Origin of the sequence: Yoonia sp. (assembly GCF_046292185.1) — a bacterium.
Taxonomy (GTDB): Bacteria; Pseudomonadota; Alphaproteobacteria; order Rhodobacterales; family Rhodobacteraceae; genus Yoonia.
In genome coordinates this window covers 1-18,360 of the sequence record NZ_JBKBQY010000070.1, presented here as the reverse complement: position 1 = coordinate 18,360, position 18,360 = coordinate 1, and the positions used below count along the sequence as shown (strand labels likewise).

The window sequence follows — 18,360 nt, the reverse complement described above, 5'->3', positions numbered from 1 at the left end:
CGCCATGAACCCTGCCTTGGCAAGGCGACGCGCGACATCCTCGATATAGGGGTTCAGCCCGCGGTTTTCGTGGATCACCAGCACGGCGGGCAGGGGGCCTGTCGCATTGGCGGGTTTCACGAGATAGCCGCGCACCTCGCCATGCCCGTTCGGGGACGGGTACATGATATATTCTGGCAGAATGTCGGGGTCGTTGAAACTGACCTGTTCGGCCAGCGCGTAATTCGGGCTGAGCATCTGGAGCAGCGCCATGGCAGTAACGCCGCCAACGGCGAAACGTCCGGCCTTGTCCAGAAATTCGCGTTTGGTAATCTTGCCATGGGCGTAGAAATCGTAAAGCTCCAACAGATCCTGATCGAAATCCTTGGCGGTCAAGCGGTTCATGTAAATACCTCCGTTATCCGGCCGACCTGCTGCCGACCTGACGAAAGGGTAGGTCACGCGCGTGTTACCGCCAATCACAAGCCTGTTGACGGGTTTTTCTTGCTCAGCGCGTGATGACCGACTATATCTGTCAGGAATAGGAGCCGAACACATGTCCCAAGCAATTGCCCGTCGCCTGCCCGAAATTCAGCCTGACCAACGCTTGCGCGATGCCGGGCGCAAGGCGCGGCTGACAGGTGTCACGTCAGGCAATCCGATGCAGGCGCTGCTGGCAGCTTTACCAGCGGCGTTGGGACGGCGGTTGCGGTTTCACGAACTGAACGCGGCGGAAAAATCCTTTGACGAGGCGTGGTTGGAAAACCTGCTCGACGCCGTCCGGCAAGGCGACGAGGCGCGGTATCGCTTTGCCCTTCTCAGCCGGATGTCGCGCGAACAGGCGTCACGATTGCATTTTATGGTCTGTAAAGCGGCGCATGATTCCAGCGAAACTGGTTGAAATCGGGGCCGTCATCCTTACTTATCATCCCAAAGGAGATCACATATGACACAGACAGCTACTGACCTGAGCCCGACCGCACAGACCGCCATCGCCGATGCGCTGAACCAATGCGTCGCCGAAACCGCCGTGACCACGATGTTGGCGCAGAATTTCCATTGGAATGTCAAAGGCATGTCCTTTGGCCCGCTGCATGCATTGTTCCAGACGATCTATGAAGATCACTTTGTCGGTCAGGACGATCTGGCCGAACGGATTCGCGCATTGGACGCCCATGCCGAAGGCACATTGGCCGGAATGATCGAACGGTCAAAGGTCGGCGAACATGCAGGCGACGCCGATGCCAAGACCATGATCAAGGTTATGCAAGAGGCGCAGGAAACTCTGGCCGCCACGTTGGGCGCTGCGGGTGAACTGGCCGCTGAACATGGCGATACATTGACCGAAGACTTGTGCATCGCACGCGGTCAGACGCATGAGAAATTCGCCTGGATGCTGCGGTCGCACCTGGCCTGAGTTATCCGACCTGATCGGGAAAAGATGCGCCTTTCTTGGCGCATTTTTTTTCGTAGGCACGCCGCCAATGCAGGTATTTCCCCATGACCGCCTGCTGGGCCATCAGCATGGTGACAAAGGCCGATTGATGCGCCGGTTTCTTCAATGACTTGAACAGGGATTTCTGCGCCTTGGTCATCGAACAGCCGATACAATGGCCTTCGCGTCGGAATTTGCACACGTCGATACAGGGGGACGGGGTTTTGGCCATGTCAGATACTCGCTGGGATCGCGTGTATCTGATTGTTTTTGTCGGGCAAGTCAATCTGCTCCGGATCACAAACCCCTGATGCGTGGGTCCAATGCGTCGCGTAACCCGTCACCGATGTAATTCACCGCCAACACCGTCAGCGAAATCGCCAGCCCTGGCCAGATCACCCGTTCGGGAAAGGCAGTCATGCGGTCGACGCTGTCGAACAGGATCTTGCCCCATGTCGGGAAATCGGACGGGAAGCCGAGGCCGAGGAAGGACAAAGCGCTTTCCGTGATGATCGCGGTGGCCAGCCCCAGGGTGGCCGAGACCATGATCGGCGACAGCACATTGGGCAACAGATGCCGGGTGATGATCCGCCGCGACGGTGTGCCGATGCTGCGTGCGGCCAGCACGAATTCGCGTTCCTTCAGCGCCATGACATCGCCGCGCACGATCCGCGCGGTCTGCATCCAGCTAGTGATGCCGATACCGACGACGATCAGGATGAAGATCCCGTTCTCCGGCCCGAAATTCGCGCGCAAGGGATCACGGAACAATAGCATCATCACCAGCAGCAAGGGCAGCAAAGGCAGCGCCAGCACCAGATCGGTAAATCGCATCAGCAACCCGTCCGCCTTGCGGAAATACCCCGCCAGCACGCCGATAAGCGTGCCGATGAAGACCGCCAAAATCATCGCGGTCCAGCCGACAGCCAGCGATACCCGCCCGCCCTGCATGATATTGGCCATGATATCGCGGCCCAGATTGTCGGTGCCCATCGGATGGTTCCAACTGACCCTTGCATCGCCGTCGAACAGCAGTTGATAGATCGGTCGCACATCCTTGTTGCGGATATCCAGCTTGCCGGGCTCCACAGTCCAGAGCCATGGGCCAACCGTGACAAACAGCGTGATGAAGATCAGAAAGCCAAGGCCAAAGACAGCGCCCTTGTGAGTGCGGAACTGCGCCCAGACATCCCACCATTGGCTGCGGACCTTGTCCGGGGCCGGGGTGGCAAGCGCGGGGTGCGGCAGATCAGTCATAGCGAATCCTCGGGTCCAGAATACCGTAAAGCACATCAGCGATCAGGTTCATGAAGACGATCAGCACCGCCAGCAGGAAGGTGATCGTCATCACCATCGGAATGTCGGACCCTTGCAACGCAAGGATCAGCAACTGCCCCAGCCCGTTCACCTTGAAAATCTGTTCGGTGATGATCGCCCCGCCAAAGATTGCCGGAATACCAAGGGCGATCACCGTCACCACAGGTATCATCGAATTGCGCAGGACGTGCTTGAGCACAACAACGCTTTCACTCATCCCCTTGGCGCGGGCGGTGCGGACGTAATCCTGCGACAGGTTATCCAGCATGGACGCGCGCATATAGCGGCTGACCGTGGCGGTGGTCTGCAGGGCCAACACCATCACCGGCATGACCATCTGCATCATCTGCTGCCTGAACGTCGCCCAGTCGCGCACCACCAGCGTGGTGTCATAGATCGACGGCAGCCAACCCAGTTGCACCGAAAAGATCACGATCAGCAGAACACCCGAAAAGAACGGCGGCACCGAAAAGCCGATCATCGACACGAATGTGCCCGCCTGATCAAACACCGAATATTGCCGATAGGCGCTGATGATCCCGATGGGCAGGGCGATCAGCACGCCGACGACATAGGACATGCCCACAACCCACAATGTCTGCGGCAAACGCTGCGCGATGGTGTCGAACACCGGGCTGCGCGACTGAAAGCTGATGATCCGCTGCTTGCCATCGGCGAAATTGGTGCCAAAGGCATTGTCGATCCAATATTGCGGCTCGACGATGAAAAACTGCTTGAGCCAGAGCGGAAAGCGGACATACCACGGTTCACCCAGCCCCAGAGCGATGCGCATCTTTTCCTTGACCTCGGGCGGGATGGTCAGCGGCATCTGCGCCATCGGGTCGCCGGGGGCGAGTTCAAGCAGCATGAAGATCACGAAAGCGATGAACAAAAGCGTCGGGATCGAGATCAGCAATCTGCGAAAGGTATAAATCAGCATTGCAACGCCTTGGGTCAGAGCTTTGGGGAAGAGACAAGAGGGGGGCCGCAGTCCCGGACCTGATCCGGGACCTCTGCACGGGCGGCAGAGGCCCCGGAGCGTTGTCCGGGGCTGCGTCGGCGCTTTATTCGCTGATGCGATACCAGTCAGCGACGTTCCACAGTTCACTGTCCCACGTGTTCAGGACAACACCGCCAAGGCTGTTGGCATGGGCCGACACACGGCCACGGTCCACCAGCGGCACGATGGTCATCGTGTCCTTGGTCAGCATATCGTTCAGACGACGTGCCAGCGCGCTGCGTTCATCGATGTCGGCGGTCTGCTGCAATTCGACGATCAGCGCATCATATTCCGGATCGCAGAACCGGTTGATGTTTTCGCCCTGCCACTGCGTTTCAGGGCTCGGGGCCTTGTCGCAGGTATAGCCGGCCAGATAGGATTGCGGATCGGTGCCGTCAAAGTTGTTGGCGTACATTTCCACATCTGCATAGAATTTTTCAAACGTATCCGGCGAACCCGGATCACCGCCGAAAAAGACCGAGGAATCGACGTTGCGCAATTCGGTTTCTACCCCGATCTGGTCCCACATATCCTTGATCAGCGCCTGAAAATCCTGACGCACGGCATTGGTGGATGTCTGGAACAGCAGGCTCAGCTCCATGCCATCTTTGTCGCGGATACCGTTGCCGTTTGTGTCGGTCCAACCGGCCTCTTCCAGCAGGGCAATCGCGCCGTCAATATCCTGCACAAGGCAATCGGTGTTATCGAGCGAGGCATAGATTTCCGGCCCCGGCACAAGGTTACAGGTCGCGCGGCCAGCCTGGCCGTAACCCACCTCGACCAGCAGGTCGCGGTCAATCGCCATGGACAAGGCCCGGCGCACAGCCTCGTCCGACAGGATCGGATGCGGTTCAGCGGCGGTGGAACGTGTCTCTGGCGGCAGGTCTGGCGACGGGTTGGTCAGGTTCATCTCGATCCGTTCGACCAGCGTGCCAAAGGCGGATACCGGTGTGCCGACACCGGCTGCGGCCATGCTGTCGATCACGTCGGGGGCCAGTTGCAGGTTCCAGGCGTAATCGAATTCGCCGGTTTCCAGCACCGCGCGGCCTGCTGCCGTCGCATCGCCGCCACCTTTGAAGGTCACGGTGGCAAAGGCGGGTTTGCTGGCGTCGCGATAGTTGGGATTGGCTTCCAGTTGGATCACGTCATTTGTGCGGAAATCCGTCACGACAAAGGGGCCGGTGCCGATCGGGCCGAAATTTGCTTCGGTGCATTCAGGCGCACGCGCGCCAAGGCAATCGGCAAATTGCGCCGCCTGGATCATCGGGGACTGGCCGCCGACCAAGGGGCCATAGGGGTTCGGCTGCGGGCCGTTGAAGGTGATCAGGATCGTCAGATCATCGACCGCTTCGACGGATTGCACGCCGTTGTATTTGGACAATTGTGCGCAGCCGCCTTCGGGGTGCATGCAATATTCGGCGGTGAACGCCGCGTCATTGGCCGTCACTGGCGTGCCATCGGACCACAGCAGCCCTTCTTTCAGCTTCCAGGTGATCGTGGTCAGATCCTCTGACACGCCGCCATTGCCGACGGTGGGAATTTCTTCGGCCAGAAACGGGATCAGCGTGCCGGTTTCGTCATAGCGCGCCAATGGTTCCAGAATGATGGAAGATGCTTCCACATCCTTTGTACCGCCCGACAGGAACGGGTTCAGGATCGATGGAGCCTGCCAATAGATGATGTTGAGGTGGCCAGAGCTGCCACGGACGCCATCATGCTCTTGGCCAAAGGCCATCGGCGTGAATGCGACCGCTGCTGCGGCACCCATCAGGGCTGTTTTGAGTTTCATGTTGTCTTCTCCTTGTTGACGCTCTTACGCCTCGGTCCCTGCCGTTTGTCCGGCAGTGGTCGTGGTCTTTTTATGCAGGTGGCAGGCGACATAGCGGCCGGGCTGCACCTGAATGTAATCGGGATCGATCTGTTTGCAGATATCCATCACCGCCGGACAGCGGGTGCAGAAATTGCAGCCCTTGGGCGGATTGGACGGCGACGGCACATCGCCTTTCAGGATCACCCGTCCGGTGCTGCGCGCCAATGCCGGATCGGGTTCCGGCACGGCCGACAGCAGCGCCTTGGTATAGGGGTGCAGCGGGTCGCGATACAGCGCCTCGCGCGGGGCGAGTTCGACGATCTTGCCCAGATACATCACCGCCACCCGCGTCGCGATATGGCGCACCATCGACAGATCATGGCTGATGAACAGATAGGTCAGGCCGAATTGTTCCTGCAGATCTTCCAGCAGGTTGACGACCTGCGCCTGAATGGACACGTCCAGCGCCGCAATCGGTTCGTCGCAGACGATGAATTTGGGGTTCAGCGCCAGCGCGCGGGCGATCCCGATCCGTTGCCGCTGGCCGCCGGAAAAGGCATGCGGATAGCGTTTGGCGAATTTGCGGTTCAGCCCGACCGCATCCATCAGTTCGGCGACCTTGTCGCGCTTTTCCGCCGCTGACAGATTGGTATGTTCGTCAAGCGGTTCGCGGATGATCGCCTCGACCGTCATGCGCGGGTTGAGCGAGGCTTGCGGGTCCTGAAACACCATCTGCATCGTGGGCCGGATCGGGCGCAGCCGGTTCTGCGACATGGTGGCGATATTATGCCCGTCAATCGTGATATCGCCCGAGGTGATATCATAAAGCCGCAGCACCGCCCGCCCGCAGGTGGATTTGCCGCATCCGGATTCGCCCACCAGCCCCAGCGTTTCGCCTTCCATCACGTCAAAGCTGATGCCGTCCACGGCTTTCACTTCGCCCACGCGGCGGCGCAGCAGGCCCGCATGGATCGGGAAATGCATCTTGAGGTCGCGCACACGCACCAGCGGTCTGGCGGTTTGGTCAAGCATCGCGTGGACCTCCGGTGCGCGCGTTATAGAAACAGGCGGCATCATGGCCCGGACCGACATCATAGCGGGGTGGGTTTTCGGCGGCGCAACGCGCGAACGACACATCGCAGCGCGCCCGGAACGGGCAGGCATCCGGCGCATGGGTCATCAGGGGCGGCTGGCCTTCGATGACGGTCAGGCGCGGCGCGCGTTCACCGCTGATCGACGGAATGGTTTTCAGCAAGGCACGGGTATAGGGGTGCTGCGGGTCGCGGAACAGGTCGGCCACCGGCGCATGTTCGACGATCTGCCCGCCATACATCACCAGCACGCGGTCGGCGATTCCCGCGATCACGCCCAGATCGTGGGTGATCCAAATCACCGCCATCCCAAGCTTTTCGCGCAATTGCAGCATCAGGTCGAGGATCTGCGCCTGAATTGTCACGTCGAGCGCGGTGGTCGGTTCATCCGCGATCAGCACCTTGGGATCGCAGGCCAGCGCAATGGCGATCATCACGCGCTGGCGCATGCCGCCGGAAAACTGATGCGGATAATCGTCGAGCCGGCGGCGGGCATCCGGAATGCCCACCAGTTCGAGCAATTCACCCGCCCGGTTGCGCGCTGCAGCCTTGCGCAGACCCATATGTTTGCGCAGCGGTTCCATGATTTGCATCCCCACGGTGTAAACGGGGTTCAGCGACGTCATCGGGTCCTGGAACACGAAACCGATCTGGCCACCGCGCACTGCGCGCAGTGTTTCGGGTTTGACCCGCAACAGATCCTTGCCATCGAACATCACGCAGCCATTGCGGACCTCGGCAGGGGGGGACGGCAGCAGGCCCAGCAGCGACATCATTGTCACGGATTTGCCCGATCCGCTTTCGCCGACCACGCCCAGCAATTCGCCGGGTCTGAGCGAAAAGCTCACATCATTCACGGCATGGACTTCACCGCCACGCGTTCGGAAAACAGTCTTCAGGCCCTGTACGTCAAGCACAGGTGCGGCCGCATTCGGCATTCAGAACCTCCCCAGAGGGTTCAGTATTATTTTTTCAGCGCAGGATCATTTCTTGCCCCGCGATTGTCTGACGCTAGCATCAAATTTGCGTCCCGCAAGATGAATTCCTGTTTGTAGCTTTGCGCAAGGCACGCGACACTGCTGGTGCTGGTCGTTTCCGCGCTGACGCGTCAGGATGGTGGAAATTACGGCACGAAAGGAAGGTTTTCGATGACATTGACCGCAACGCAACTGATGGACAGGCTGGTCGCCTTCCCGACGATCAGCCGGGACAGCAATCTTGAACTCATTGATTTTGCAAAGCTATATCTGGCCGGTTTCGGCATCGACAGCACGATTGTGCCCAATGACGACGGCACCAAGGCCGCGCTTTACGCGCATACAGGCCCTGCAGTGGATGGCGGCGTCGTGCTGTCCGGTCACACCGATGTGGTGCCTGTTGACGGGCAGGCGTGGGACAGCGACCCGTTCACAGTGAGCGAACGGGACGGGCGGCTTTACGGGCGTGGCACCTGCGACATGAAAGGCTTTGATGCGCTGGCGTTATGGGCGATGGGGCAGGCGGCAATGCGCGGGATCAAGCGCCCGCTGCAGATCGCGCTCAGCTATGATGAAGAGGTCGGATGCACCGGCGCGCCCCCGATGATCGACCATATGGTCAGCCACGGATTGCCCCGCGCCGATTGCGTGATCGTGGGCGAGCCGTCGATGATGAAGATCGTCACCAGCCACAAGGGCGCTGTCGGCTATCGCATCCATGTCCGCGGGTTCGAGGTGCATTCTTCGCTGGCACCGACCGGCGTCAGTGCGATCATGATGGCCGCGAAACTTATCGACTGGGCGAATCAGGTGAATGCTGAAAACGCCGCAGCGACGCCGTCCGAACTCGCCGCGCAATTCTTCCCGCCTTACACGACGCTGCATGTCGGCACCATTTCGGGTGGCACGGCCAATAACATCACCGCCAGGGATTGCCGTTTCGTGCTGGATTTCCGGCTGGTCCCCGGCGAAGATATCGCCGTATGGGACGCCCGCCTGCGCGCCAAAATCGCCGGGATCGAGGCGGAAATGCAGGCTATCCGCCCCGAAACCGGGATCAGTGCCGAGAAATTTTTCCACGTCCCCAGCCTTGTACCCGAAACGGGTGGCAGCGCCGAAAACCTTGTCCGTCATCTGACAGGTGAAAATGCCAGCAGCGTCGTCAGCTATGGCACAGAAGCCGGGCAGTTTCAGGACCGCGGCTATTCCGCCGTGATCTGCGGCCCCGGCGACATTGCACAAGCCCATCAACCCAACGAATATGTCAGCACCGATCAGTTCGCGCAGGGGCAGGCCTTTATGACCCGCCTCATCGATCTGTTGGCAAAATAATCCCCGAGGAGTAGAAAATGCCCGTCAAGAACCGCTTTGCCGAATTGCTGCCCGAAATCACCGCATGGCGACGTGATCTGCACGAAAACCCCGAAATCCTGTTTGAAACGCACCGGACATCGGCGCTGGTTGCCGAAAAGCTCCGCGCATTCGGCTGTGATGAGGTGGTCACTGGCATCGGGCGCACCGGCGTTGTCGGCGTCATCAAAGGTCAGACTGGCACATCGGGCAAGGTCATCGGGCTGCGCGCCGATATGGATGCGCTGCCGATCCATGAGGCGACAGGGCTGGATTATGCCTCCAAAACACCGGGCGCGATGCATGCCTGCGGCCACGACGGCCACACCGCGATGCTGTTGGGGGCGGCGAAATATCTGGCCGAGACGCGCAATTTTGACGGCACGGTCGTCGTGATCTTTCAGCCTGCCGAAGAAGGCGGCGGCGGCGGGCGTGAGATGTGCGAGGACGGCATGATGGACCGCTGGAACATTCAGGAAGTCTATGGCATGCACAACTGGCCCGGTCGACCCGTGGGCAGTTTCGCGATCCGCCCCGGCGCGTTTTTTGCCGCGACCGACCAATTCGACATCACCATCGAAGGCAAGGGCGGCCATGCCGCCAAGCCGCAGGAAACCGTGGACAGCACGCTGGTCGCCGCCCATGTCATCACCGCGCTGCAATCCATCGCCAGCCGCAACGCCGACCCGGTGGATCAGATCGTCGTCTCGGTGACATCGGTGGAATCGTCATCCAAAGCCTTCAACGTGATCGCGCAGCGCGTGCATCTGAAAGGCACCGTGCGCACCATGTCGAAAGAAATGCGCGATCTGGCCGAAACACGGCTGAAGGCGATCTGCGAAGGCACCGCCGCAGCCTTTGGCGCGCAGGCCGAGGTTAAATATCACCGTGGCTATCCCTGCATGGTCAATCACGAGGATCAGACAGCCTTTGCTGCGGATGTCGCCCGTTCGGTCGCGGGCAATTGCGAGGATGCGCCCTTGGTCATGGGCGGCGAGGATTTCGCTTTCATGCTGGAAGAACGGCCCGGTGCCTATATTCTGGTCGGCAACGGCGATGGCGCGTCGGTTCATCATCCCGAATACAATTTCAACGATGATGCGATCCCCGCGGGCTGTTCTTGGTGGGCCGGGATCGTGGAACAGCGCATGCCTGCTGCCTGATCGGCCCTTTGGGCCGGTCTCCGGCGGGAGTATTTGAGAATAAAAGAAGCGGGGGCCGGGGGCCGTTGACGGTTTTTTGGCCCCGCGCCCGATGATCTGCCTTTTGGCGGGCTGCGCGGGCTGATATCGTGATCGGAGCCTGATTGGAGAATGCCGATGCGCCGCTTGCCCCTGTTTCTGACTGTTCTCGTTTTGTTTCCGCTGGCCGGTATGACGCAGGATATGCGCAGCATCACGGGACAGCTCCGCTATCTTGACCGGATGGCCTTGCCAGAGGATGCGACCGTGCTGGTCGAAGTGACAGGCGCGGATGGCGCGTTGGTGTCCGAGACGCGGCAATCCACCAGCGGACAGCAGGTGCCGTTGCCATTCGCGGTGGATGTGACGACCTCGGATGATGTGTTTGTGCGCGCCGGTATCGCGCTGGGGGCGGATATGATCTGGCTTGGCGATCCGGTGCTGGTCATGGATGATGCGCCGCTGGATCTTGTGCTGCACCGCTATCAGCCGCTGGGGTTCAGCGCGGCTTATCGCTGCGGTGCGCAGATGGTCCGGACGGGTTCCGCCGATGATGCGCTGGTGATGGATACCGGGACCGCGCGGATCATTTTGCAGGCGGTCGCGACGGCATCGGGGGCCCGCTATGACGCATCGGACGATTCGGGAAGTTTTTTCTGGTCGCGCGGCGACAGCGCGCTGGTCGCTGTGGACGGGGTGGAACTGCCTGAATGCCAGCTTAGCCTGCCGCCGGTTTCAGACGCCTACGTCGCGCGCGGAAATGAGCCGTTCTGGACCGCGACTGTCGCAGAAGGCGTCATGACGATAACCCGCCTTGGCCAGAGTGACCTGGCCTATCCGGTGTCGGATGCCGGGTTGCAGGCCGATGGCGCGATTTTTGTGACCGCTGATACCAATGCGCGCCTGCTGCGCGACAATCGTATCTGCCATGATGACATGTCCGGCATGCCTTTTCCCGAAACCGTCACCCTGACGCTTGGCAATGACGTATTCACCGGCTGCGGCGGCGACGCGCGGGATCTGCTGACAGGGCGCACATGGGTTGTCACGGAAACGGCGGGCGCGGCTGTGCCGGAGGATATCCGCGTCACCCTTGGCTTTGATATTGCTGGCCGTGTTGCCGGCGGCGGTGGGTGCAACCGCTGGTTCGCGGGTTATGAGCTAAGCGGCGAAGGGCTGCGATTTACGCAGGCGGGGGCCACGCGGATGGCTTGCGCAGCAGATCAGATGGCGCAGGAACAGCGATTCTTCGACGCGCTGGAACAGGTCAGCGGGTTCGAGATTGATGCGGATGGCGGCTTGGTTCTGCTGGGCATGGCCGGTCAAGTGATCCGGGCGCAGGCCGCGACGGATGGCAGCGCGCCTTAACCGCCGGTATGGCTCATGTGGCGGCTGACCTGGCCGTCGACCTTTTGGCGGGAATAATCAAAATCATGGCCCTTGGGCTTACGCGCGATGGCGGCACGGATTGCGGTTTCCAGGTCGGCGTCAGCCTCTGACTCCCGCAAGGGACCGCGCAGGTCGGAATGGCCTTCCTGCCCCAGACAGGTGTAGATTTCGCCGGTGCAGGTAATCCGCACGCGGTTGCAGCTTTCGCAGAAATTATGGCTCAGCGGGGTGATGAACCCGATCTTCTGCCCCGTGGCCTCCACCCGGACATAACGTGCAGGCCCCCCGGTGCTGTCCGGCAAATCGATCAGCGTGCCACGTTCCGCCAGCCGCGCACGCAGGTCCTTGAGCGACCAGAACTGGCCGATCCTGTCCTCGTTGCCGATATCGCCCATCGGCATCACTTCGATAAAGGTGATGTCCATGTCGCGGTCGGCGCACCAGTCCGTCAGGGTGAACAGCTCTTCTTCGTTGAAGCCTTGCAGCGCCACGGTGTTGATCTTGACCCGCAGCCCTGCGGCCTGTGCCGCGTCGATCCCGCGCAATACCTGCGGCAGGCGGCCCCAGCGCGTGATCTGCGCAAATTTCGCCTCGTCCAGCGTATCAAGCGAGATATTCACCCGCCGCACCCCGGCGGCATAAAGGTCAGCGGCGTATTTTTCCAACTGACTGCCATTGGTGGTGATCGTCAATTCCTGCAAGGCGCCAGATTCAAGATGTCGGCCCATCGCATTAAAGAACGTCATGATCTCGCGCCGGACCAGCGGTTCGCCGCCGGTGATCCGCAGCTTTTTCACGCCCAGCCGGACAAAGGCAGAACATAGCCTGTCCAGTTCTTCCAGCGTCAGCAATTCCTTTTTGGGCAGGAACGTCATGTTTTCCGACATGCAATAGACACAGCGGAAATCGCAGCGGTCGGTGACGGACACCCGCAGATAGGAAATGGCGCGCGCGAATGGGTCGATCAATGGGATGTTCATGGGGCCAAGCTAGGCACCGGCGCAGTTCTGCGCAAGTCCGATCAGTGCCGTTGCACATGTGATGGGCGCACAATAAAGTATGTTTATGAAACGTATATTGATCCTGCCCCTGCTTACCCTTGCCGCCTGTGACCTGCCCGAAGCAGAGGTCGCAGCGCCCGACGCCCCGACAACAGTGATCCCGGCGATGACTTTGCCGCCACCGCCACCGCGGACCGCGCGCACGGCGGATCAGTTCGACACGACCTCTGCTGCGGACCGGCAGGCCGCGACGCTGGTCTCGGCGGGGGGCGCGGAACTGGGGCGCACGACTGCCACCTTGGGTTCACCCACAGAGCCGGGTATCTGGTTGAAAACGCCGCTGGTGACAGCCGTCAGCCAAGGCCGCATCCGATATCAATCCCGCACGATCAACGTTGAACTGCGCCCTTCGGGCGGTGCGGCGGGGTCGGGCAGCCAGATCAGCCTTGCCGCGATGCGGCTGATCGAGGCCCCGCTGACCGGGATCGTCGATCTGACCGTGCTGCGGTGAAATCAGCCCAGTTTGTGGCGCGCTGATTTAAGCGCGTAACCTTTCATCGCCGCACCGTGCTGGTCCACAAAGGCGGCAGCACGGGTGGCATCATGTTTGGCAAGCCCTGCCAGCCAATCAACCAGTGTGGTTTGGATGACCTTGTGGCTGTCGCTGGCCAGCATCCCGGCCCAATCCAACGCAGTCTCGCGCAGGGCAAGATCGGCGGGTTTGGGATTGTTCTGTTTGGTCCATGGCTGGGTGAACACCAGCACGGCGCGTCTTGTCCACAGATGGTCTGACGTGACCCAGTCTGACAATATGTCAAAGCGGGCAGGGTCAGCGACCAGCCGTTTCTGTCCCGCGATCCCCACTTGATCGGCAATCGCCGTACCGTCGCAATCTGGCACCCATGTGGTGATCAAATCCCATGCGGCGCTGTCATCGGGGCGGATACGTGCCTGAGTCAGCAGTTTGGCGGCGGCGATCCGGCCTTCATGCACATCGCTGGCCCAAAGTGCGGCGGCAAGCGCCAGCCGTGCATCAAGGTCTAGGGTATTGCGCCAGTCTTTGACCATTGCGTCAATCGCGGGGGTGGGAACACCCAGATAGGTGCGGTCCACCTTGTGATAGCGCGCCATGTCGGCGGCTTTGTCGGGGTCGTTGCCAAATGCGGCAAGCGCATCATCAAGAGTCATTCAATCACTTTCGTCGGCAATCCGTCCAGCGTGGCCTGATTGCGGTCTTTCCAATAGGTCGCGACGCCATCCGGGCCCTTGTCATCGGCCCAGTGGCGCAGCGTGTCACGTTCGCCGACAAGTTCCATAAACGGCACCGCATAGCCACAAGAGGTTTGCACCATCTCGATGCTTTGCACATAGATCTGCCTTGCGCCGGGCACGTCGGGCAATTGTGCTGCTAGAACCCGCCACTCTGCGTCACGCGGATGAATCGTCCGCGCGGTGCCATAGGTCCGCAGGATCTGGGGGCGCTTGTTAAAACTGCACCACATCAGCGTCATGCGCGGATGATCCAGCAGATGGCCCGCTGTCTCGTTCCCGCTGCCGGTTGCGTTGACATAGGCGATGGTAGTCGCATCCAGCACACGCAGACTGTCCATCCCCTTGGGCGAGATATTGACCTTGCCATCCCGCGCCGCCGTGCCGGTAAAGAACAGCGGTTGCGCGGTGATGAACGCCTGATGCGCGTAAGAGAGTTCCGCAAATTGCTTGCCCATTATTCCACCGTCACCGATTTCGCGAGATTGCGGGGTTGGTCCACATCCGTCCCCTTTGCGATGGCCGTGTGATAGGCAAGCAACTGGGCAGGCAGGGCATAGAGGATCGGCGCAAGGAACGGGTCAACGCTGGGCATCAGCAAGGTCTGCCAGACGCCATCGCCCGCCTCGGCGGCACCTTGTTGATCGGTGATCAACAGCACCTTGCCGCCGCGCGCCATGACTTCCTGCATGTTGGATATGGTCTTTTCAAACAGCGCATCGCGCGGGGCCATGACGATGACCGGCACGTTCTTGTCGACCAGCGCGATAGGGCCGTGCTTCAGCTCGCCAGATGCATAAGCTTCGGCATGGATATAGCTGATTTCCTTCAGTTTCAGCGCCCCTTCCAACGCCAGCGGATACATCGCGCCACGCCCCAGAAACAGGATATCGCGCGCCTCGGCCAGCAGGCGTGACAGGGTGATGCTGCGATCCTCGATCCCCAGCGCGGTATTCATCAGGCCCGGCAGCCCGCGCAGTGCGGCGAGCTTTTCCGCCAGTTCCGCATCGTCAATCCGCCCGCGCTGATGCGCGGCTTGCAGCACCAGCACCGCCAGCGTGGTCAACTGACAGGTAAACGCCTTGGTCGAGGCGACGCCGATTTCCACCCCCGCCATGATCGGCAGCACGATATCGCTTTCGCGCGCGATGCTGCTTTCGGGGACATTCACGACCGCCACGATCTGCGCGGCCTTCTCGCGCATATAGCGCAGGGCGGCCAGCGTATCGGCGGTTTCACCGGACTGGCTGACAAAGATCGCCACGGTGCCATCGGTGACGGGCGGTTCACGATAGCGGAATTCAGAGGCGACGTCGATTTCTACCGGCAACCCCGCGATCTGTTCGAACCAGTATTTTGCCACCATGCAGGCGTAATAGGCCGTGCCGCAAGCGACCATGGTCAGGCGCTGGATTTTCGTGAAGTCCAGATCATCAGGCAAGGTGATCGCGGTTGCCGCTTCGTTGATGTAATGGCTCAACGCGCCTTGCAGAACCTGCGGCTGTTCGGCGATTTCCTTGGCCATGAAATGTTTGTAGCCGCCCTTGTCGACCTGCGCCTGATCGATCTGGATCACGCGCATCTCGCGGTTGGCCAGATTGCCGTTGGCATCGCGGATCGTGACGGAATTGCGGGTGATCACCGCCCAGTCGCCTTCGTCCAGATAGGTCACGCGGTCGGTCATCGGGGCCAGTGCAATGGCATCCGAACCAACAAACATCTCCCCGTCGCCATGCCCGATGGCCAGCGGCGACCCTTTGCGCGCGGCGATCAGCAGATCATCCTCGCCCTCGAACAGGAAACACAATGCATAGGCCCCGTGCAGGCGGGCAATCGTCGCCTCGGCGGCCTGTACCGGCGTCATGCCTTGGCTCAGCAGGTGATTGGCCAGCAGGGCGATGGTTTCGGTATCGGTATCGGTTTCATGCGCGATCCCAAGCGCGGCAAGATCCGCGCGCAATTCGCGGAAATTCTCGATGATCCCGTTATGCACCACTGCGACAGCACCCGACCGATGCGGATGCGCGTTGCCCGCATTGGGTGCGCCATGCGTGGCCCAGCGGGTGTGGCCGATGCCTGCCTTGCCTGCCAGCGGGTCGTGTACCAGAACGTCCTGCAGGTTGATCAGCTTGCCCACCGCCCGCCTGCGATCCAACACATCGCCGTTGATCGTGGCGATCCCGGCGCTGTCATAGCCGCGATATTCGAGCCGTTTCAGCGCCTCGACCAGAATGGGGGCGGCTTCGTGATTGCCCAGAACGCCTACAATACCGCACATTCTATTGATCCTTCGCCTTTTTCGCCCGCAGCTTTTCAAATAACCGCACAGCAAAGCCCGCCTTGTTGTCCTGCCGCGCCCGCGCCACCGCCAGATCACCGGCAGGCACGTCGCGGGTGATGACCGATCCGCTGGCGGTCATTGCCTGATCGCCCACCGACACGGGCGCGACCAGCATCGTGTTCGATCCGATGAACACATCCGCGCCAATCGTCGTGTGATGTTTGAACACCCCGTCATAATTGCAGGTGATCGTGCCGGCACCGATATTGCTGCGCGGCCCGATGTCCGCATCGCCGATATAGGACAGGTGGTTCACCTTGGCGCCTTCGCTGATCACCGCATTCTTGACCTCGACGAAATTGCCGATGCGGGTGTTTTCCGCCAGTTCCGCGCCGGGGCGCAGACGGGCATAGGGGCCGACAACCGCACCGCGCGACACATGGCAGCCTTCCAGATGCGAAAAGGCGCGGATCGTGGCACCTGATTCCACCGTGACACCGGGGCCAAAGACAACGTTGGGTTCAATCACCGCATCGCGCCCGACCACCGTGTCATAGGCGAAATAGACGGTTTCAGGGGCGGTCAGGGTCACGCCATCCTCCAGCGCGGTCATGCGGGCCATGTTCTGAAAAACTGCCTCTGCCTGTGCCAGTTCAAACCGGGAATTGATGCCAAGCGTTTCGGCTTCGGCGCATTCCACCACAGTGGCCGACAAGCCGCGCGCACGGGCGAGGCCGACGATATCGGTCAGGTAGTATTCACCCGCGGCATTCTCATTGCCGACAGTGTCGATCAGGCTGAACAAGGTCGCGGCATCGGCGGCGATCACACCGGAATTGCAAAGCGTGATCGCGCGTTCGTCTTCCGTGGCATCCTTGAATTCCACGATCCGGTCCAGCGCATCGCCCTGCGTGATCAGGCGACCGTAGCGGGCGGGGTCTTCCGCCTCGAACCCCAGCACGACGATATCATGGGTCTGGCGCGCGTCGACCATCGCTGCCAGCGTGTCGGGGCGGATGAACGGCGTATCGCCATAAAGCACCAGCGCGTCACCGTCGAAACCGGCCAGCGCCGTTTTTGCCTGTGCCACGGCATGGGCCGTGCCCAATTGTTCGTCCTGCACAACCACCGTGACATCAGGGTCATAGGCGCGGGCGGCTTTTTCGACCTGCGCCGCCTCATACCCCGCCACGATGACGCAGCGCGCGGCGTCCAGCGACCCACCTGCCTGCATCGCATGCACCAGCATCGGCGCACCGGCGATCTGGTGCAGCACCTTCGGCAGGTCGGAATTCATGCGCGTGCCAAGCCCGGCGCCAAGGATAATCAATGCGGTTGTCATGTCTGCCCCAAACTTCTTTTTCCCGCCTTCTACGCGTGTTTTCGATTATCACAAGGGCGAGGGCTTCACATCAGTTTACAGCACGTTACAGATGGCACGACCCTGCACCATGAAAGTTTGCCGATGCGCACCGTGATTTTCGACCTCGACGGCACCTTGGCCGATACCAGCGGTGATCTGATCGCGGCGGCGAACCATTGTTTTCGCGGGCTGGGTCATGGCGATCTGCTGGTGCATGCCGATGATGCGGCCATCGCGCTGACCGGGGGGCGCGCGATGCTGCGGCTGGGATTTTCGCGGGTAGGGCAGGTGGATGAATCGCTGGTGGATGCGCAATATGCCGTGCTGATCGCCGCCTATGCAGAGGCGATTGCCACCCATACCGTGCTTTACCCCGGCGCGATGGACGCGGTCGAGGCGTTGAGAACCGCAGGTTACGCCGTGGGGATCGCGACCAACAAACCCGCAGCACTTGCCGAAACCCTGCTGCGCAGCCTTGGGGTGCGCGACCAGTTCGCATCAATGATCGGGGCCGATACCTTGCAGGTGCGCAAACCCGACCCCGCACATCATATAGAGGCGGTGCTGCGCGCTGGCGGCAATCCCGCGCAATCCTTGCTGGTGGGTGATACGATCACCGACCGCGACACCGCGCGCAACGCCGGTGTGCCATCCGTGCTGGTCACCTTCGGTCCGGGGCGCGATGTGGTGCTGGCACTGGAAAGCGATGCCACCATTGATCGCTTTGCTGATCTGCCGGATGTCGTCACGCGGCTGATCGGCTAGCTTTCCCGCGCAGAAATGACTCGACAGGGGGCGGCGCCTGCGCCTACAACTGAACAAGCGTTCAATTAAGCGGGAGGAGAGGGCGATGTTTCACGCCTCCATGACATTTGATCTGGGTGAGGATGTGAACGCCCTGCGCGACATGGTCCATG

General features: G+C 60.9%; 19 protein-coding genes. 7 read left to right on the top strand and 12 right to left on the bottom strand.

What is annotated here, in order from left to right; genetic code table 11:
- Window positions 1-384: dienelactone hydrolase family protein (locus tag ACK4TM_RS12755; RefSeq protein ID WP_409701900.1), on the bottom strand; the 384-nt coding region annotated here is incomplete at its 3' end.
- A gap of 151 nt (window positions 385-535) precedes the next feature.
- On the opposite strand from ACK4TM_RS12755, the gene ACK4TM_RS12750 reads away from it, so the two are divergent.
- Together ACK4TM_RS12750 and ACK4TM_RS12745 are read left to right on the top strand one after the other, a co-directional pair.
- Window positions 536-880 carry a hypothetical protein gene (locus ACK4TM_RS12750; protein WP_409701899.1) on the top strand — a complete coding sequence of 115 codons (345 nt, stop codon included), beginning with the start codon at window positions 536-538 and terminating at the stop codon, window positions 878-880.
- 45 nt (window positions 881-925) lie between these two features.
- Window positions 926-1,396 carry a Dps family protein gene (locus tag ACK4TM_RS12745; protein WP_409701898.1) on the top strand — a complete coding sequence of 157 codons (471 nt, stop codon included), beginning with the start codon at window positions 926-928 and terminating at the stop codon, window positions 1,394-1,396.
- Between the two features lies 1 nt (window position 1,397).
- Here the strand turns inward: ACK4TM_RS12745 and ACK4TM_RS12740 are convergent, their stop codons facing one another.
- The 6 genes from ACK4TM_RS12740 to ACK4TM_RS12715 form a co-directional block, all read right to left on the bottom strand.
- Window positions 1,398-1,646 (bottom strand): DUF1289 domain-containing protein, encoded by a 249-nt coding sequence (locus tag ACK4TM_RS12740; RefSeq protein WP_409701897.1) that lies wholly within the window; start codon window positions 1,644-1,646, stop codon window positions 1,398-1,400.
- Between the two features lie 65 nt (window positions 1,647-1,711).
- Window positions 1,712-2,671: an ABC transporter permease gene (locus ACK4TM_RS12735; RefSeq protein WP_409701896.1), complete on the bottom strand. Its 960-nt coding sequence runs from the start codon at window positions 2,669-2,671 to the stop codon at window positions 1,712-1,714.
- Window positions 2,664-3,671 (bottom strand): ABC transporter permease, encoded by a 1,008-nt coding sequence (locus ACK4TM_RS12730; RefSeq protein WP_409701895.1) that lies wholly within the window; start codon window positions 3,669-3,671, stop codon window positions 2,664-2,666. Before ACK4TM_RS12730 ends, ACK4TM_RS12735 begins: the two co-directional genes overlap by 8 nt.
- 124 nt (window positions 3,672-3,795) lie before the next feature.
- The gene (locus ACK4TM_RS12725; RefSeq protein ID WP_409701894.1) at window positions 3,796-5,520 is read right to left on the bottom strand and encodes a peptide ABC transporter substrate-binding protein; all 1,725 of its coding nucleotides are present in this window, start codon (window positions 5,518-5,520) and stop codon (window positions 3,796-3,798) included.
- Window positions 5,521-5,544: 24 nt separating this feature from the next.
- Window positions 5,545-6,573, bottom strand: coding sequence for an ABC transporter ATP-binding protein (locus tag ACK4TM_RS12720; protein ID WP_409701893.1), 1,029 nt, complete (start codon window positions 6,571-6,573; stop codon window positions 5,545-5,547).
- Entirely contained in the window at window positions 6,566-7,570 is a 1,005-nt protein-coding gene (locus ACK4TM_RS12715) for an ABC transporter ATP-binding protein (RefSeq protein ID WP_409701892.1), read from the bottom strand. The genes ACK4TM_RS12720 and ACK4TM_RS12715 overlap by 8 nt, the downstream gene beginning before the upstream one ends.
- A 210-nt stretch (window positions 7,571-7,780) precedes the next feature.
- Here ACK4TM_RS12715 and argE point away from each other — a divergent pair, with 210 nt between their 5' ends.
- The 3 genes from argE (at window position 7,781) to ACK4TM_RS12700 (ending at window position 11,508) form a co-directional block, all read left to right on the top strand.
- Entirely contained in the window at window positions 7,781-8,941 is a 1,161-nt protein-coding gene (gene argE, locus ACK4TM_RS12710) for an acetylornithine deacetylase (protein ID WP_409701891.1), read from the top strand.
- A gap of 17 nt (window positions 8,942-8,958) precedes the next feature.
- Window positions 8,959-10,122 carry a M20 aminoacylase family protein gene (locus ACK4TM_RS12705; RefSeq protein ID WP_409701890.1) on the top strand — a complete coding sequence of 388 codons (1,164 nt, stop codon included), beginning with the start codon at window positions 8,959-8,961 and terminating at the stop codon, window positions 10,120-10,122.
- A gap of 156 nt (window positions 10,123-10,278) precedes the next feature.
- Window positions 10,279-11,508 (top strand): META domain-containing protein, encoded by a 1,230-nt coding sequence (locus ACK4TM_RS12700; protein WP_409701889.1) that lies wholly within the window; start codon window positions 10,279-10,281, stop codon window positions 11,506-11,508.
- Here ACK4TM_RS12700 and moaA read toward each other — a convergent pair.
- Entirely contained in the window at window positions 11,505-12,509 is a 1,005-nt protein-coding gene (moaA, locus tag ACK4TM_RS12695; RefSeq protein WP_409701888.1) for a GTP 3',8-cyclase MoaA, read from the bottom strand. The two genes, ACK4TM_RS12700 and moaA, sit on opposite strands and share 4 nt — an antisense overlap.
- An 85-nt stretch (window positions 12,510-12,594) precedes the next feature.
- Here moaA and ACK4TM_RS12690 point away from each other — a divergent pair, with 85 nt between their 5' ends.
- Window positions 12,595-13,041: a D-galactarate dehydratase gene (locus ACK4TM_RS12690; protein ID WP_409701887.1), complete on the top strand. Its 447-nt coding sequence runs from the start codon at window positions 12,595-12,597 to the stop codon at window positions 13,039-13,041.
- 2 nt (window positions 13,042-13,043) lie between these two features.
- Here the strand turns inward: ACK4TM_RS12690 and ACK4TM_RS12685 are convergent, their stop codons facing one another.
- From ACK4TM_RS12685 to glmU, 4 genes are read right to left on the bottom strand one after another with little or no spacing between them, the layout of a single operon-like run.
- The gene (locus ACK4TM_RS12685) at window positions 13,044-13,718 is read right to left on the bottom strand and encodes a DNA alkylation repair protein (RefSeq protein WP_409701886.1); all 675 of its coding nucleotides are present in this window, start codon (window positions 13,716-13,718) and stop codon (window positions 13,044-13,046) included.
- A complete protein-coding gene (locus tag ACK4TM_RS12680; protein WP_409701885.1) occupies window positions 13,715-14,257 on the bottom strand; it encodes a pyridoxamine 5'-phosphate oxidase family protein in 543 nt (180 codons plus the stop codon). Before ACK4TM_RS12680 ends, ACK4TM_RS12685 begins: the two co-directional genes overlap by 4 nt.
- Window positions 14,257-16,077 carry a glutamine--fructose-6-phosphate transaminase (isomerizing) gene (gene glmS / locus ACK4TM_RS12675; protein ID WP_409701884.1) on the bottom strand — a complete coding sequence of 607 codons (1,821 nt, stop codon included), beginning with the start codon at window positions 16,075-16,077 and terminating at the stop codon, window positions 14,257-14,259. The genes ACK4TM_RS12680 and glmS overlap by 1 nt, the downstream gene beginning before the upstream one ends.
- Before the next feature lies 1 nt (window position 16,078).
- Window positions 16,079-17,422 (bottom strand): bifunctional UDP-N-acetylglucosamine diphosphorylase/glucosamine-1-phosphate N-acetyltransferase GlmU, encoded by a 1,344-nt coding sequence (gene glmU / locus ACK4TM_RS12670; protein WP_409701883.1) that lies wholly within the window; start codon window positions 17,420-17,422, stop codon window positions 16,079-16,081.
- Between the two features lie 123 nt (window positions 17,423-17,545).
- On the opposite strand from glmU, the gene ACK4TM_RS12665 reads away from it, so the two are divergent.
- On the top strand, window positions 17,546-18,208 hold the full coding sequence (locus ACK4TM_RS12665) for an HAD-IA family hydrolase (RefSeq protein WP_409701882.1): 663 nt from the start codon (window positions 17,546-17,548) through the stop codon (window positions 18,206-18,208).
- Window positions 18,209-18,360: the final 152 nt, after the last annotated feature.

Coding starts and splice junctions, on each gene's coding strand:
- ACK4TM_RS12715 (WP_409701892.1), bottom strand. CDS start 7,570: ATGCCGAATGCGGCCGCACCTGTGCTTGACGTACAGGGCCTGAAGACT.
- ACK4TM_RS12740 (WP_409701897.1), bottom strand. CDS start 1,646: ATGGCCAAAACCCCGTCCCCCTGTATCGACGTGTGCAAATTCCGACGC.
- ACK4TM_RS12705 (WP_409701890.1), top strand. CDS start 8,959: ATGCCCGTCAAGAACCGCTTTGCCGAATTGCTGCCCGAAATCACCGCA.
- ACK4TM_RS12700 (WP_409701889.1), top strand. CDS start 10,279: ATGCGCCGCTTGCCCCTGTTTCTGACTGTTCTCGTTTTGTTTCCGCTG.
- ACK4TM_RS12720 (WP_409701893.1), bottom strand. CDS start 6,573: ATGCTTGACCAAACCGCCAGACCGCTGGTGCGTGTGCGCGACCTCAAG.
- ACK4TM_RS12690 (WP_409701887.1), top strand. CDS start 12,595: ATGAAACGTATATTGATCCTGCCCCTGCTTACCCTTGCCGCCTGTGAC.
- ACK4TM_RS12685 (WP_409701886.1), bottom strand. CDS start 13,718: ATGACTCTTGATGATGCGCTTGCCGCATTTGGCAACGACCCCGACAAA.
- ACK4TM_RS12730 (WP_409701895.1), bottom strand. CDS start 3,671: ATGCTGATTTATACCTTTCGCAGATTGCTGATCTCGATCCCGACGCTT.
- ACK4TM_RS12665 (WP_409701882.1), top strand. CDS start 17,546: ATGCGCACCGTGATTTTCGACCTCGACGGCACCTTGGCCGATACCAGC.
- ACK4TM_RS12735 (WP_409701896.1), bottom strand. CDS start 2,671: ATGACTGATCTGCCGCACCCCGCGCTTGCCACCCCGGCCCCGGACAAG.
- ACK4TM_RS12750 (WP_409701899.1), top strand. CDS start 536: ATGTCCCAAGCAATTGCCCGTCGCCTGCCCGAAATTCAGCCTGACCAA.
- argE (WP_409701891.1), top strand. CDS start 7,781: ATGACATTGACCGCAACGCAACTGATGGACAGGCTGGTCGCCTTCCCG.
- ACK4TM_RS12745 (WP_409701898.1), top strand. CDS start 926: ATGACACAGACAGCTACTGACCTGAGCCCGACCGCACAGACCGCCATC.
- ACK4TM_RS12680 (WP_409701885.1), bottom strand. CDS start 14,257: ATGGGCAAGCAATTTGCGGAACTCTCTTACGCGCATCAGGCGTTCATC.
- moaA (WP_409701888.1), bottom strand. CDS start 12,509: ATGAACATCCCATTGATCGACCCATTCGCGCGCGCCATTTCCTATCTG.
- glmU (WP_409701883.1), bottom strand. CDS start 17,422: ATGACAACCGCATTGATTATCCTTGGCGCCGGGCTTGGCACGCGCATG.
- ACK4TM_RS12725 (WP_409701894.1), bottom strand. CDS start 5,520: ATGAAACTCAAAACAGCCCTGATGGGTGCCGCAGCAGCGGTCGCATTC.
- glmS (WP_409701884.1), bottom strand. CDS start 16,077: ATGTGCGGTATTGTAGGCGTTCTGGGCAATCACGAAGCCGCCCCCATT.